At 47.6% G+C, this 13,456-nt stretch carries 12 protein-coding genes; 3 read left to right on the plus strand and 9 right to left on the minus strand.

Features of this window, described 5'->3' with window-relative positions; all coding sequences use genetic code 11:
- Positions 1-142 precede the first annotated feature (142 nt).
- The 6 genes from ACYQ2N_RS05135 to ACYQ2N_RS05160 all read right to left on the minus strand — a co-directional run bounded on the left by ACYQ2N_RS05135 (position 143) and on the right by ACYQ2N_RS05160 (position 7,018).
- On the minus strand, positions 143-2,848 hold the full coding sequence (locus ACYQ2N_RS05135) for an FAD-binding and (Fe-S)-binding domain-containing protein (RefSeq protein WP_459997946.1): 2,706 nt from the start codon (positions 2,846-2,848) through the stop codon (positions 143-145).
- Between the two features lie 392 nt (positions 2,849-3,240).
- On the minus strand, positions 3,241-4,011 hold the full coding sequence (locus ACYQ2N_RS05140; RefSeq protein WP_459997947.1) for a helix-turn-helix domain-containing protein: 771 nt from the start codon (positions 4,009-4,011) through the stop codon (positions 3,241-3,243).
- Positions 4,012-4,194: 183 nt separating this feature from the next.
- On the minus strand, positions 4,195-4,470 hold the full coding sequence (locus tag ACYQ2N_RS05145) for a heavy-metal-associated domain-containing protein (protein WP_459997949.1): 276 nt from the start codon (positions 4,468-4,470) through the stop codon (positions 4,195-4,197).
- 22 nt (positions 4,471-4,492) lie between these two features.
- Entirely contained in the window at positions 4,493-5,482 is a 990-nt protein-coding gene (locus ACYQ2N_RS05150) for a peptidase (RefSeq protein ID WP_459997951.1), read from the minus strand.
- Positions 5,483-5,608: 126 nt separating this feature from the next.
- Positions 5,609-6,280 (minus strand): hypothetical protein, encoded by a 672-nt coding sequence (locus tag ACYQ2N_RS05155; protein ID WP_459997953.1) that lies wholly within the window; start codon positions 6,278-6,280, stop codon positions 5,609-5,611.
- 30 nt (positions 6,281-6,310) lie between these two features.
- Positions 6,311-7,018: a PspA/IM30 family protein gene (locus tag ACYQ2N_RS05160; RefSeq protein ID WP_459997955.1), complete on the minus strand. Its 708-nt coding sequence runs from the start codon at positions 7,016-7,018 to the stop codon at positions 6,311-6,313.
- A 437-nt stretch (positions 7,019-7,455) separates the two neighbouring features.
- On the opposite strand from ACYQ2N_RS05160, the gene ACYQ2N_RS05165 reads away from it, so the two are divergent.
- The 3 genes from ACYQ2N_RS05165 (at position 7,456) to ACYQ2N_RS05175 (ending at position 9,078) form a co-directional block, all read left to right on the plus strand.
- The gene (locus ACYQ2N_RS05165; RefSeq protein ID WP_459997956.1) at positions 7,456-7,710 is read left to right on the plus strand and encodes a hypothetical protein; all 255 of its coding nucleotides are present in this window, start codon (positions 7,456-7,458) and stop codon (positions 7,708-7,710) included.
- A gap of 127 nt (positions 7,711-7,837) precedes the next feature.
- Positions 7,838-8,242 (plus strand): IS200/IS605 family transposase, encoded by a 405-nt coding sequence (gene tnpA, locus ACYQ2N_RS05170; protein WP_459997998.1) that lies wholly within the window; start codon positions 7,838-7,840, stop codon positions 8,240-8,242.
- Positions 8,243-8,271: 29 nt separating this feature from the next.
- The gene (locus tag ACYQ2N_RS05175; RefSeq protein ID WP_459997957.1) at positions 8,272-9,078 is read left to right on the plus strand and encodes an RNA-guided endonuclease InsQ/TnpB family protein; all 807 of its coding nucleotides are present in this window, start codon (positions 8,272-8,274) and stop codon (positions 9,076-9,078) included.
- Between the two features lie 179 nt (positions 9,079-9,257).
- Here the strand turns inward: ACYQ2N_RS05175 and ACYQ2N_RS05180 are convergent, their stop codons facing one another.
- From ACYQ2N_RS05180 to ACYQ2N_RS05190, 3 genes are all read right to left on the minus strand, one after another.
- Positions 9,258-11,078: a CHASE2 domain-containing protein gene (locus ACYQ2N_RS05180; RefSeq protein ID WP_459998000.1), complete on the minus strand. Its 1,821-nt coding sequence runs from the start codon at positions 11,076-11,078 to the stop codon at positions 9,258-9,260.
- 58 nt (positions 11,079-11,136) lie between these two features.
- Positions 11,137-12,738: a coproporphyrinogen dehydrogenase HemZ gene (gene hemZ / locus ACYQ2N_RS05185; RefSeq protein WP_459997958.1), complete on the minus strand. Its 1,602-nt coding sequence runs from the start codon at positions 12,736-12,738 to the stop codon at positions 11,137-11,139.
- 91 nt (positions 12,739-12,829) lie between these two features.
- Positions 12,830-13,447 (minus strand): MBL fold metallo-hydrolase, encoded by a 618-nt coding sequence (locus ACYQ2N_RS05190; RefSeq protein ID WP_459997960.1) that lies wholly within the window; start codon positions 13,445-13,447, stop codon positions 12,830-12,832.
- Positions 13,448-13,456: the final 9 nt, after the last annotated feature.

The raw sequence follows: 13,456 nt of genomic DNA on the forward strand, positions 1-13,456 counted from the left end.
CTTGAATAAGCCGTGAATAATTTATGAATTTTTGATGAAGAAAGAAAACACAACCTCACACCACTTTTGCTATGGTGCGAGGTTGTGTTAAATATTATAATCACTACCTTATTAAGCCGGATACTGCCCTTTCGGCTCCGACCTACTTACTCGCCTCAGCGGGCACAACTATCGGGGCTAAAACGCTGTCTTTAAGAAGCTCAACACACTGGGCCATATACGCGCCGACTTTCTCTGAGGGATCTGTGGTTGCAATTCCGAGCGCTTTAGCTACCAGTTCAGTCAAATCCATTTGCTGAACTTCAGTGCCCATAGCATGGCAAGTCGCGTTAAACTGAGAGCCGCAGCCGGCACAGTTGGTCACAAGATACTCCGCTCCGGTCACCACCGCTTCCTCGACCCGTTTCATCCCGCTGTGCGCAACCGAAGGCAGGGAATCAAAGGCCGAAACAAGGCCGCAGCACAATCCTTCCTCTTTGATGTGCTCCATTTCCCTAAGTTCAATCCCGGGAATCGCCCGGATCACGCTGCGCGGCTCGTCATAGTGCCCAAACCAGCGCCCGACATGGCAAGAATCGTGATAAGTTATGCTGTGATTGAGGGGCGCGGAAAACTTCAGACGGCCGTCAGCAATAAGTTCGCTCAAGTAGACAACGATATGCTTAAAGCGGATATTGCATTCCAGCCCCATCTCCAAGGCCATTTGCGGATAGTTTTCGTTGAATGTGGCATAACAGCCCGGGCAGGAGAAGATAATGGTGTCTATCCCTGCTTCGTTAAACATCTCCAGATTGCTCCGGACCAAAGCCTGGAAGTCTTTCTTGTATCCACCCAAAGTCAGATAGAGTCCGCAGCAGCGCTCCCGCTCCCCAAAGTGCACAAAAGGAATGTTTAATTGATTAAGAATCCGAGTTGCATTTTGGGCCATGTTGTCCATAATTGTCCCTGCCCAACAGCCGGACCAGTACGCGATCTTACCGTGAGTCTGGGTGGGAACATCCAGCCATTTAAGCCTCTCCTCTGCCGGGACGCCCCAGAAATTGCCGGTGGTGAGCACATTGTTGCGAATAATGTTCAAACCCGTGTTTTGGAGTTTGTTCTTATTAAACTCATAGCGCAAAGACATCCAGTGATGGGCATTGTGAGCCCTAATCTGACAGACGCTGTCACATTTCTTGCACGTGGTGCACGGGTAGAGCGTGCGGCCTACTTCATCATCGAGGGGAATCTTACCCTTGATATATTGGTTAAGGATGAAATACTTGCCGCGGGGAGAATTGCTTTCCCAGGGAACGGCGTCAAAGACAGTACACACATTGCGGCAATAACCGCACATAGCACAGGAAAAGGTATCGTCCGTAAGATGCTCATCAAGCGGAGAACTAAAATTGTCGGACTGCCATTTGCTGAGCAGACGCCCGGCCAAACCAATCAAGCCGCTGCCCGCATTAGCAACTTTCATAGCTGTCGTCAGCATTTTGGTGGGAGACTGCTTGTCCAGGGAAGGAGGAATGATTTTGCCCGGATTCATAATTCCCTGTGCATCGACCGCTTGCTTATAACTCCAAATTTCTTGCAAACCCTTCTCCCCATAATAGGTTTTAGCCCGATCCGTAAAATACATTCCGACCGCAAAGACCTTGCCGCCGAGTTTTTCCCCCGTGTCGATCACATCAAGGGCACAGGCGTAGGCCAAGGGGAATCCGAGTTTTCGCTCATCAGCGAGCATAAAGCCCAGAATAGAAATATGGTCAGGCCCGACCATTGTGCCCTCAAGAGCGAATTCTCCCTTGAACTTCCGCTCTACTTCCCCAACAAAGTTGGCCACTTCTTTCACCGGCACAACCACTTCGCTGGCCACGAGGGTGGGGCCGAGCTTCTTAAAGCGCATCGGGTAGAATTTGTCCGCCCACTCCTCTATGCCTAATTTCTCCCGCATGATTTTCCCGTTGTGAGCAGAGGTAAGCCGGAGAATATGGTTTTCCACCGCTGAACGACGGGGCTTTGGAAACACCATGGTCACAAGATATTCGTCTTCAGGCAGAACATAGTGCTCCAATGCCTTCTGCTTCAAGCCCGTGAAAGCTGGGGTTGCCAAACTCACATTCCAGACTTGGACCCGTTCCCGCGATAAGTCATTCAGGAAACCGGACGCGCTCTGTAAGTCCGGAAAGGCAGAAAGAATGACACTTTCCTCATCCTTTTCCCGCGCTTTGACCGTGATCCGGACAATCATGCCGGTAATTCCACACAGGCTGTACACCTTACGCAGGTCTGAGCCGGAAAAAGTTTTGATTTCGCCGTCAGGCAAAACCACATCGACAGAAGCTATATTCTGACCACAATCCCCATATTCATAGCTGCCATACCCACTACCTCCTTGCGCAACCCAACCACCCACAGTCGAGCTGTTGGAACTGGACGGAAAGGCACGCAAAGCCAAACCACGCTCGCTAAGTTCTTTTTCCAAGTTGATCCAAATAACTCCGGGTTCGACGGTCGCGGTCTGATTGACTGAATCAATCTCTAAGATTTTGTTCATGCGGACGAAATCAACCACAATTCCAGCTTTAGCAGGAACACTACCGCCAAATCCCGCACTGCCCGCCCCGCGGGGGACTAGCGGGATTTGTTCTTCTTTGGCTATCTTCACCAGGGCAGCTACTTCTTCAGCACTAACTGGCTGCAACACACCATCCGGCGTACATTGAATCATAGACCGGATTTGTTCCGGCATAATGCCCATATCATGGGAATAAACAATGCGTTCAACTTTGTTGAAACGAACCCGGTCATCGAAAATGTTTTTGATTCTGCCCATCTGTGCAGTTGTCAGGTTGTTTTTCATAAACTTCTCTCCTCTCGTTGTTACAGGTAATACTCCTGCCTTGAGCTGCAAATTCGCTGTGCCTCCAAGCCAAGTTAGAATAATCCTAAACTAAGACCCCACCCCCTTGTGTTAGGTATCACAAGCACAAATGAGTAAATGCTGGTTTATTAGTATTTCTCCATTATTAAACTCTGGTTCAAAAAAATATTCATTCTCTTTGGCACAGCAAGATTTGCAGTTTTGTGATTTCGGGATTATTTGAACCATGGTTCAAATAATATGAACCTATCTTTAATCCTCGCTTATTAGTTCGACACTGTTACGAAATACCCTGCTACTGTTTTAATAAATTAAAACCTTTTTTTATTAATTGCATAACAAAAATAATATAGCTGCCTTTGTTAAGACAGCTACTCTAAAAGAGCCCGATTGCGCTTATAGAACTGAATGTAATTTAGAATAAATTTCAAATCCCCCGCTTCCAGATCCCGAACCGCCCTCAGCACCGCCTGCACCCGTGGGTCCCCAAGCAATACCAAAACCTCTGAGTTTAGGGATGATACCAGGTTCTCCACGTCTTCCTGTTCCAAAAGAAAATAGCAAACTGAGACGCCCAACGCTTTGGCGACATTTTCTAAGGTATCAAGGGAAGGCTCGGCCTGATCATTTTCGATTTGGCTTACCATTCCCGGGCTGATCCCAGCTTTATCTGCCAATGCCGCACCCGTAAACCCTCTTTTCTCCCGCTCCCGGCGCACTCTTTCCCCGATGGACACAATATCAGCCGACTTCTCAAGAAAATAGCGCACAGTCACGCTCAGGGCCTCAGCCAAACGGTCAAGAGTCTCGAGATCAGGCTCCTGGCTTCCTTCTTCATAAGCTTCAATCTGCTTCACCGGTATTCCGGATAGTTCGCTGAGTTCCTCAATACTTAAGCTCCTTCCCCGGCGGATAAAGCGGATTTTCTCTCCATATACCGTCTCAGTCCCGCTCCCGAAAAGGTATGTCGGGGAAATGTTTAGGACATCAGAGAGTTTTTTAACCATGCTAACAGAGGGTTTTTTTACTTCACGTTCAATGGCACTTAAGAAAGAACAAGATACCCCTAATTGATCGGAGAGCACCTGTAAAGTGAATCCTCTCTGTTTGCGAAAATCGCGTATCGTTTTACCCAAACCCATGCTGCGTTCACCCTGTCTCTAAGTTTAATCGTTCCATTCACCATGACTATATCACATCGTTATCAGAAAAGGTAGAACCCCTGTCTATATGCAACCCTCTCTATTTTCGATGCATTCTAAATGCTAAAAGGACACTCATCCTCGCTTACGATGGGTGTCCTTTACAGAAACGCAGCTGATTATTTAGACTAAACCTGTTACGAAATATCCGGAATCATCGACAGCCTGGATCAGCAAAGCTCTGTCAACCAGCCCCATCACTACCGCTTGCTGTCGCATCAAGTTCACTTGAGCCCCTGTCACTCCGGGAACGCCGAGCAATGCCCTCTCTACCGCTGCCCTGCAATGTCCGCAAGTCATTCCCTTAATCCTCAGCACTATTCTGTCCCGGCTGAAAAGCGCGGAATTCTTCCTTAGATTATGTCCGCCATACGACTGTCCATAGCTGCTCCTGGGCATTGATCTCACTCCTTTGCACTGATCATTTCACTTCAACCGTGCTGACAATTGGTCCGTGCCATGTTTCGAACCAGACTTGCCCGCTGTAACCATTGACGTTCAGTTCCGCATAGTCTTTGCTGTCTTTCAAGACCATGAATTCATAGTAACCAGGAGCCTTCTCCGGGCCTTCGAGACTATATCCTTGACCCATCAATTGCACATAGTCTTGAGCCGTTTTTGTCGCCTGTTCGGCATTTACAGTAGGTGTCTCACTGTTGCCCCAATTCATATGGCCGTATTCGGTATTCCACATAAGATTAGGACCCATTTCCGCGTAAATATAGCCGCCGTTTTTAGCAATTACAAACTCATAGGCTATAGCGCCGGTACTTGCATCTTTCACTTCTGCTTCATAGGAATCCGCAAATTCATGGAGTTCGTCAACTGCCAAGCCCGGGCTTACTTTTTGTAGATATGCTTTAGCCAGAGCTTGAGCTTGCTCGGATGTAGCTACTTGCCCGTTGCTAAGATTAACCCCTAAGCTCAGGGCATTATACCCTCCGCCCATCATGCCGTTTCCCGTCCCAGATCCTGAACCTCCCATCATACCATAGCTAGCACCGTTAGCGCCGCCAAAGCCTCCTCCCATCATGCCATAGCCGTCGAACCCATAAGGCCCGCCTATAGAACTGAACGGAGAAGGAGCATTAGGCGTGCTTGAAATCACAGCCTTTCCTGTTGAAGATGTATTTCCTTTTGGTACAGGATTTTGGGTATTTGAAGGTACAGCTTGAGTGGAATCAGCAAGAGCCTGTCCCGGCTGCGCAGCCTCATTCTTTTGTTGTTCAGTGTCAGAAACTTGAGCACCTACCGATACACCTGCCTGGTTCTCATAAGCTGCAGCCTGCGTTTTGACCTTTAGGCTTTGGCCCAAGGAAAAGTTTGCTCCGGACGCCAAGGTTAAAGCACCGCCTGATAGCACCAGGACTCCGGCTAAAAGCATTCCCAGCGTCCATTTACTTCTTTTCATTCTTTTCATCCTCCAATTCTTTGCTTACAATTCAAAATTTCTTATCGTCTAAAAAAAGCCTAAATTTTCTCGCGATACTTCATCGAAGCGACTAAATCAATTCTAATAATCTTATCCGTGCTTCTCTTAATCGGAAAGCAGGGTTGCCAGCCTTTCTCTTTGACCTACAGCTTTTAATTCCAAAAGCTTAGCATCAATAGTTATTTCTGCCTGCTCCAATCTCTCCAAGTCTTCCTTCAGTTCTTTCAGCCTAACTTCTAAAGCTGCTGTCTGCTCCGCCAGTTCCTGCCGTTGTTTGAGATACGAGCGTGCTCTTGTTTCGTCCGAATCAACTGTTTGTTTGGCCAACTCTTCAGCCAGTGACATGTGCTGCGTCAACACTGATAGAGAATTGTTAAAATCAGCAATGACGTTATTCGCCTCTCCTTTTGCTTTGCCGATTTCCCTTTGTTTACGTTCCAGACTTTCGATTTCCGCACGGATATCGTAGGGTATACGCCCAGCAGAACCGTTATCTCCTCTATATGTTCTCCTAACCGCCTGACCACGGCTGCGCATTTCATCTAAGTCGAACCGAGTAAAAGACCCTCTGTCCAACCGATCCAGAGCATCGTAGTACTGATTTTGCGTAATTTCTCCGCTGGCGTAGCTATTACGAATGTCAATGCGCAGATTTCCATATTCCTGGTTTCTTGTTCTTGGCTCATAGTATTCGCGGTCGCGGCCCGGGTAAGGATCAAAAAACCCTCCGCCACAACCAAAACCGAACACGCTGCCCCAACCTCTGCCTCCGCACATCTTATCTCCCTCCCCTTGTGCCATTGTTAATCATGCGTTTGATGCCTTTGCGGCCTTAAGCCTTGCCAACTCAAGCTCTACTTGGGAATCAATACTCATTCGTTTAAGCTTACGCTCAATTTCGTCTTTGCTATCAGCGAACACATCGCTAATAATTCCTTGCTCTTCCAGCTCGTCAACCGCCAGCACCTTAGCCTGCATATCCTGAATCCGGGCTTCTGCCCTTTCCACGGTTCTTGCGATACTCTCAGACTCCGAACCAATCGTGGTTACCAGTTCCTTAACTTTAAGCTGAGCCTTGGAAGCTGCATAAGTTGCTTTTAACTCTTCTTTTTTGCTGCGGAAAGTGCGGATCTTGTTACGCAGCTCATCCTGCCTTTTAGAAATCGTTTGCAGTTGCTCAGCCATTTTCTCTATTTGCGAAGCCAGCTCAACGGCACGGCTTTCAGCATCCACTTTGCGCAGAAGCGCTTCTTTGGCAAGATCCTCTTGCCCTAATTCCAAAGCTTTCTCCGCTTGTTCTTCGTACTTGTGGGCAGTTTCCAGGGCCGTATCCCGCTCAAGTTCAACTCTTTTCTTGGCAGTACCTAGCTCAACCGCATTGTGGGCCATGGCTCGGATGTTGTCCTCCATTTTGGTCAAGCTGTAGTCAAGCATTTCTTTGGGATCTTCAAGCGTGTCAATTCCTTTCTCCAATTTAGCTTCAAAAATATTTTTCAAGCGACTTATTATCCCCATTTGTAATTCCTCCTTTTTTAATTGCTCACTTAAGCTTACGCCCTTAGTATAAACTTGCCGTTTGAGCAACTCATGAAAAAAGTATGAATTTGTTATGAAGGTTCCAAAATTAAAAAGCGCCCAGTATCCAAATGGGGATTCCTGAACGCAATGTTACAACAAAGATTTTCCACAGCCGCTTCTGTGCCTTATTGATCCAAACTGTGAATTTCATTCGTTGGTAAAGCAAAGCAAATTGATACGTCGGTTATTACTGAGATCCGACTTTCCTGTCCTTGTTGGATCTGAATCTAGTGCATATAATCTGTATCGGTTGTCGCTGTATTGCAGGGAAAAATCCCCTCTCTGTCGAAGGGATCTATGAAGTCTAAAAGCAGTGTTAAGACGGCATCTAAAATAAATGTCCCGATAGCAAGGATGAGAGAAAGGTATGAAGCATGAATTATCTCTGGCCGGTTTTATCAGCGATTATCGTTGTCCCTTTGGCTTACTTTGCGGGATACAAGCTCAAAAGGTTGGTTCCCAAGGACAAATGGTTTGCTGTCGGATTCTTTAGCATGGTCGGGCTGTTTTCTCTTTTTCTACTAATATCAATGGTTTTCGATACTAACTTTTTTACGCGCACAGGAATCGGCTCAGCCCTAGGCATCGGTTTCATGCTGGGAATGGCCGGGAGGCCGGAAAAACAGTAAGCCTAGTTCATTCGTTGTTACAGAAACGTAGCCGAAAGCCCACGGTTTTAATCGTGGGATGAAGGCGACTCCCGTTTTGTCTCCTTTCATATATTTTGTTGCAGTATTCTCATGTAACTGATGCAATATTCATACGGGACAAGAATATAGACGAACAACCACCACCGTTTCTTTAATTAACTATCATTTTGTTTTTTGTCCACGCTACAGGCGAAAGGTATTGGTTAAGGACGTCGATAGAAGGTTTAGGGAAATCCTACAAGAAATATGCGATGAACATTCTTTAATGATTGTGGCGTTAGAAGTAATGCCAGACCATGTTCATCTTTTTCTCAACGCCCTGCCTTCTATCAGTCCATCAGACATTATGGCAAAAGTGAAGGGAGTGACATCGAGAAAACTGCGGCAGGAATTCAAGCACCTGCGACATTTGCCCAGTCTGTGGACTCGTTCTTTCTTTTGCTCTACTGCTGGCAATGTATCTAGCGAAACCATTCAGCGATATATTGCTGAACAAAAGACAAGGGGGTGAGAATGTGAAGCGCAAGAAGAAAAAGTATGATGAGTCGGGCCAACTCATCGAGGGACGAACCGTATCAACTGCTCACCACCAGGGCCAAGATTATGAATCTGAGCGACCAGGATGCTCTACTCTTAGGGCTTGCCGGGTATGCCGCCACGAAAATGTGGAATGTAGCGAACCATGAACGTAAGGCTGTTTGGCAGGAAACCGAAAAAATTCCGGGGTTTCCTGACCAGTGCAAAACACTGAAAACCAACCGCTGGTATAAGCTCTTGCCCAGTCAGACAGCTCAGGAAGTCTTAGCAGAACTGGACGATTCCTACCGCTCTTGGTATAGCCATCGCAAGAACGGTGACTTGTCTGCCAAACCGCCGGGGTTTCGGAAGAAGGATGCGCTCAGTACACTAACTTTTAAGCAGAATGCCTATGGTATGGTTGACGAGAATAAGGTTCTCCTGAAGCTGCCCAAGACGTATGCCCGGCAGGCCGTAACATTGGAATACCAACTGCCGCCGGGCACCACATTGAGCAAAGTCCAGCAAGTCAAGTTAAATATTCGTCAAGATAAGGATTGGGGTGCTCAGCAAAACCAAGAACTGCATGCCTGGCCTTATCGCAAGATCATTCAGATGTTGACCTATAAAGCGGCGCTTAAAGGCATTCTGGCCGAAAAGGTTTCCGAACACTACACCAGCACAACCTGCCCGGTATGCGGTAAGAGAGTTAAAGCAGCACGGGTCGAGCGCGGCCTGTTCGTGCATTGCGGAAAAGCCTTCAATGCGGATGTCGTCGGAGCGTTCAATATCCTGCAAAGGTATCTTCGAGACAGCGGGCTTCTGTTGTGAGAAGTAGTGGGCGGACTGGCACGCCCAGTGGTCAACTTGTTTGTGTGGAGAAAAACCACATTGAAAGGCCGTAAACAAGGGACGTTCAGGTCGGTTGCTTAAAGCAACTCCTGAGCAGCCACGAATTAAAGACCTCCTCAACTGTTGGGGAACCCTACCCCTTCAGGGGTAGGAGGATGTCAGAAGGCCCGTTCAAGCTGTTCATCGTTCAGGACACTCACCGCTTTGTATATTTTTATCGGAATTGTCTTGCCTTTCATATAGGCTTCTTTCACATATTCATAGACGAATTTATCTTTGGTCCGCTCATAAGTCTCTTCCGAAACATAGATCTCTCTTCTCCCGGCGTTTGACTCCAGCCTGGCGGCAGTGTTGACATTGTCCCCGATCGCCGTGTAATCAAGCCTTAAGTAAGAGCCGATGTTGCCAATAACTGCCTGGCCGCAATTCACTCCGATGCCGATGGCAAGTTCTACTTCATATTTGGCCAAAATCTCGTGCGCGATTTCTTCCATGTCTTTTTGGATGTCCAAGGCCGTTTTGACCGCGTGGTATTCATGGTCGGGCAGCTCCAGGGGAGCATTAAATATGACCATGGCCGCATCCCCAATAAACTTGTCGATGGTCCCTTTGTTTTTCAGGACATTCTTCGTCACCATGTTGAACAAATTATTGAGGACATCCACGACTTCTTCCGGGTTTAATTTTTCGGACATCGGAGTGAAGCCTCTAATGTCTAAGAAGAGGATGGAGATGTCTTTAAGGATACCCCCGAGTTTGATGTCGATCTGTTCTTTCACGATTTGACTGACTAAGTCCGGGGAAATGTACCTTCCAAACTGGCGCGTAATATGCTCTTTCTCTTTCATGGTGCGATAGGCCTTGATACTGACATTGACCAAGTAAGTAACAAATAAAGCGAGAATGATATAGACTACATCGAAAAAGATGCCTGTGCCTGAAAACAGAAGATATTGTCCCAATGCTAACAACACCATTATTCCCAGCGTCAGCATTGCACTCAAGGTAGAATTAAACTTCCAGGCGAGGAAAATTACAAGTGCAATGGCGATTAAGTTTAGAAAGAAAATAAAGGGCATGGAAACGTAGGTTATGTATTCTCCGCTCAATAACTGCGAGATGATGTTCGCGTGTACATACACTAATTTCATATTGCGTTCGACCGGGGTGATGGATTCGTCATATCCAGGACCTGTAAAGCCGATGAGTACGATCTTGTCTTTAAAAGTATCCGGGCTGTATGCCCCTTCCGCGACCTTAGCAAATGAAAGGGTGGTGAAATCCTTAGAATTCCCGTCATACTTGATATACATCTGGGTCTGCGGGTGCTTGTTAAGATAACCACTGGCATCTTTACCATATAGCTCACTCACGGTGTAAGCCATGGAGTACATGGGTTTATCCTGGTCATTAATCATCAACCAGGATTTGCGGATTTTGCCGTCAGAATCCGCTAATCTGTTGATATGACCCGTCTTAGTATTAGCGGCAAAAATAGGAAGCGGCCTGGTAAAATTCCTGGCTGTTACAAGCTCGTTGCTTTTGGTAGGGCTACTTGGCATCTCTCCGTAACTCGGCAGGACGATGTTATTGTATTTGGCAAATTCGTTCGCCAAAGCAGTATCACTCGTTTTATCCTTGCTTTCCGTATCAAAGATAATATCAAAGGCAATGACTTTGGCACCTGAATTCTCAAGGTTCTGAATTAACGGAATATAAAGCTTGCGATCCCAGGGAAAAATTCCGTACTTTTGCATGGAAGCGTCATCAATACCAACGATGACAATCTTATCATCGGGATTATGCGACATGGATAACTTAAGATTCATATCATACGTGAATTTAGAGAGCGGAAAGAGCAAATTCAGGGCAAAAACGATCAGGATAAAGATTAAACTAACAATATTAGGAATTAAAACAATCCTTGGAGATTTAAGCTTAAGTTTGATACAGACTCCCCCTTTCTTTCCCCATATTATACCATAGGTTCAATTTAGCAGAACTACTAATGATCATAACGGGTAAACTTTCTTCAGATTAAGTTGCGAGAACCACTGCTTCGAAAGCCTGCACCCTCTTGGCATGTCCATCCTGCCATCTAGCGGCATAGCTTTTCCAGTCTGAGGGGTGCTGATAATTCGTTAAACTATAGTCATCCGGGTTAACAACTTTGCTGGATGCGCCCGCTCCCAGGCCGATTACACTTTGGCGCTCCTCCATGATTGCAATGTTGTAGCGGCACTCCCTGCCGGGCTGGGCATACCCGATATTTTCTAGGTTCCCGGCTATGTGCTTTTGCCGGTATAGGTAATATGGCCGCAGTCCCCAGTCCTGCACAACATTTCGAGTTAAGTTCTGCATTTCCTCAATAACAGCGGCTGAAGCGTGACGGTAACCCTGCTCCCATTCGCGCGACCCCCGTTTGAGAGCGAGGGTATGCACGGTTAGGTTATCGGGCGCGAGAGGGTTTATGAGTTCGAGGGTTCTCTCAACTTCTGCTACTCCCTCTCCCGGAAGCCCCAAAATCAGGTCCATGTTTATCACCCAGGCGGAAGTTTCGCGAGCCAACTCATAAGCAGCGAGAACATCTTCCACCCGGTGTGCCCGGCCAATGCGCTTGAGGGTCTGGGCGTGCATCGTTTGGGGATTAACGCTGAGGCGGTTTACCCCTGCTTCCCGCATGAGCGCAAACTTCGCGGGCGTGAGCGTGTCCGGGCGTCCCGCTTCCACGGTAAATTCCAAGCCAGGTGCCAGCGTCAGATACTTTTTTATCTCCTGCAAAAGTATCTTTAACTCCTCGACAGTTAAGACGGTGGGGGTACCGCCCCCTAGGTAGAGAGAATCAGCGGCCAAGCCAAGCCGGGCCATCATTTCGCCCACCTGAAGAATCTCTGCGCAAAGCGCATGCAAATAAGCAGCCAGAGCCTGCCGCTCCCGGTCAATGGCGTACGCCGGGAAAGAACAGTAAGAGCAACGCGTCGGGCAAAAAGGAATCCCCAGATAAAGGGCAATGTGTTTGGGGTTAGCCGCAAAGTCATTTAGGTACGGCCGCTGAACTGCGACAATCTCCTGCAGCAACTCGGCCTTATCCGGACGCATGACATAACGCTCAGTCAGCATCTTCAACTGCTGCCCAGGCGGAAGCTCTTGATCATCCATCTTATGTACGATTTTGCTCGGGCGAATTCCGGTCAAAATCCCCCACGGCAGTTCCTTTGCACACACTTGGCTGAGCAAACGTATGAGTGCATGTTTAACGAGGAGCTTGCGCGAAGATTCTTTACCGATATTCGTATGAGCTAAAATTTTAGTGATGTCTTCTGACGCTATCGGAATTGTTTCGGTACGTTTAGAATCTAAAATGTTTGCATCCTCCACCTGTTTCCCTACCCGCCAGAAAGCAAAGAGGGGGCCGTCCCCCTCCATCTCGATCCTTATTACCCCCGCCAAACCGGCTGCTTCTGCTCTTTTTCCTGGTACTCCAAGATTATCTGTTCTTATTCGGTTCGAAACAGGGTCTGCTTCCTCGAACTTAACCGTAGCCTCCGGGAAAAAGGCTTTGACCAAAGCCCGTGCGCCCTGCAACTCGTCTAGCGAGAAAGTTGAACTTAGTAAGATAATTTCAGTTATCTCATGCATGCAGGGGACACCTCCACTACCGATAGCAAATTTAACAATATGCTTATGCCTTTTATGTTAACAGAATCTCTCTTTACTTAACCAGCTTGAGCTACACCAAAAACGGATTGTTCCTCTTCTCCGTGCCGATCGTCGTAGCTTCCCCATGCCCGGGATACACAGGCGTGTCATCCGGCAGAACCAATAGTTTCTGCTCTACTCCCTGCAGCAATTGTTCGAGTGAACCGCCCGGAAAATCAGTGCGCCCGATCGAACCCGCAAACAGGGTATCCCCACTGATGACACCGTCCGCAGTGAGAAAAGACACACTTCCGCGTGAATGCCCAGGGGTGGTGAGGACCGTTATTTTCTCATCCCCCACCTTTAATTCCTGTCCATCATGGAGCAGCATATCAGCCGGCTGCATCTTGATCACAGGGGCGAAATAGGACGAAAGGTTCTGGCGTTCGTCCGTGAGCATGTCGGCATCAGCAGAGTGAATCCCAACTTTGGCTCCCAAAAGTTCCTTAAGCTCATCCACCGCCCCGATATGATCCGCATGTCCGTGGGTAAGCAGGATGTACTCAACTTTAAGTTCCTTTTCCAGAACCCAGCGGTAAATTTTTTTTCCTTCCGCGCCCGGATCAATCACTGCCGCTTTTTTCGTCTTCAGGCAGTAAGCCAGATAACAATTTGCTCCCATAACCCCTACCGGACGTCCCTCAATCATATCCTTACC

The organism is Paradesulfitobacterium aromaticivorans (assembly GCF_054657415.1).

Bases quoted from the DNA above. Each gene is read 5' to 3' on its own strand.
- ACYQ2N_RS05135 (WP_459997946.1), bottom strand. From the start codon at position 2,848: ATGAAAAACAACCTGACAACTGCACAGATGGGCAGAATCAAAAACATT.
- ACYQ2N_RS05140 (WP_459997947.1), bottom strand. From the start codon at position 4,011: ATGGGTTTGGGTAAAACGATACGCGATTTTCGCAAACAGAGAGGATTC.
- ACYQ2N_RS05145 (WP_459997949.1), bottom strand. From the start codon at position 4,470: ATGCCCAGGAGCAGCTATGGACAGTCGTATGGCGGACATAATCTAAGG.
- ACYQ2N_RS05150 (WP_459997951.1), bottom strand. From the start codon at position 5,482: ATGAAAAGAAGTAAATGGACGCTGGGAATGCTTTTAGCCGGAGTCCTG.
- ACYQ2N_RS05155 (WP_459997953.1), bottom strand. From the start codon at position 6,280: ATGTGCGGAGGCAGAGGTTGGGGCAGCGTGTTCGGTTTTGGTTGTGGC.
- ACYQ2N_RS05160 (WP_459997955.1), bottom strand. From the start codon at position 7,018: ATGGGGATAATAAGTCGCTTGAAAAATATTTTTGAAGCTAAATTGGAG.
- ACYQ2N_RS05165 (WP_459997956.1), top strand. From the start codon at position 7,456: ATGAATTATCTCTGGCCGGTTTTATCAGCGATTATCGTTGTCCCTTTG.
- ACYQ2N_RS05175 (WP_459997957.1), top strand. From the start codon at position 8,272: ATGAGTCGGGCCAACTCATCGAGGGACGAACCGTATCAACTGCTCACC.
- hemZ (WP_459997958.1), bottom strand. From the start codon at position 12,738: ATGCATGAGATAACTGAAATTATCTTACTAAGTTCAACTTTCTCGCTA.
- ACYQ2N_RS05190 (WP_459997960.1), bottom strand. From the start codon at position 13,447: ATGATTGAGGGACGTCCGGTAGGGGTTATGGGAGCAAATTGTTATCTG.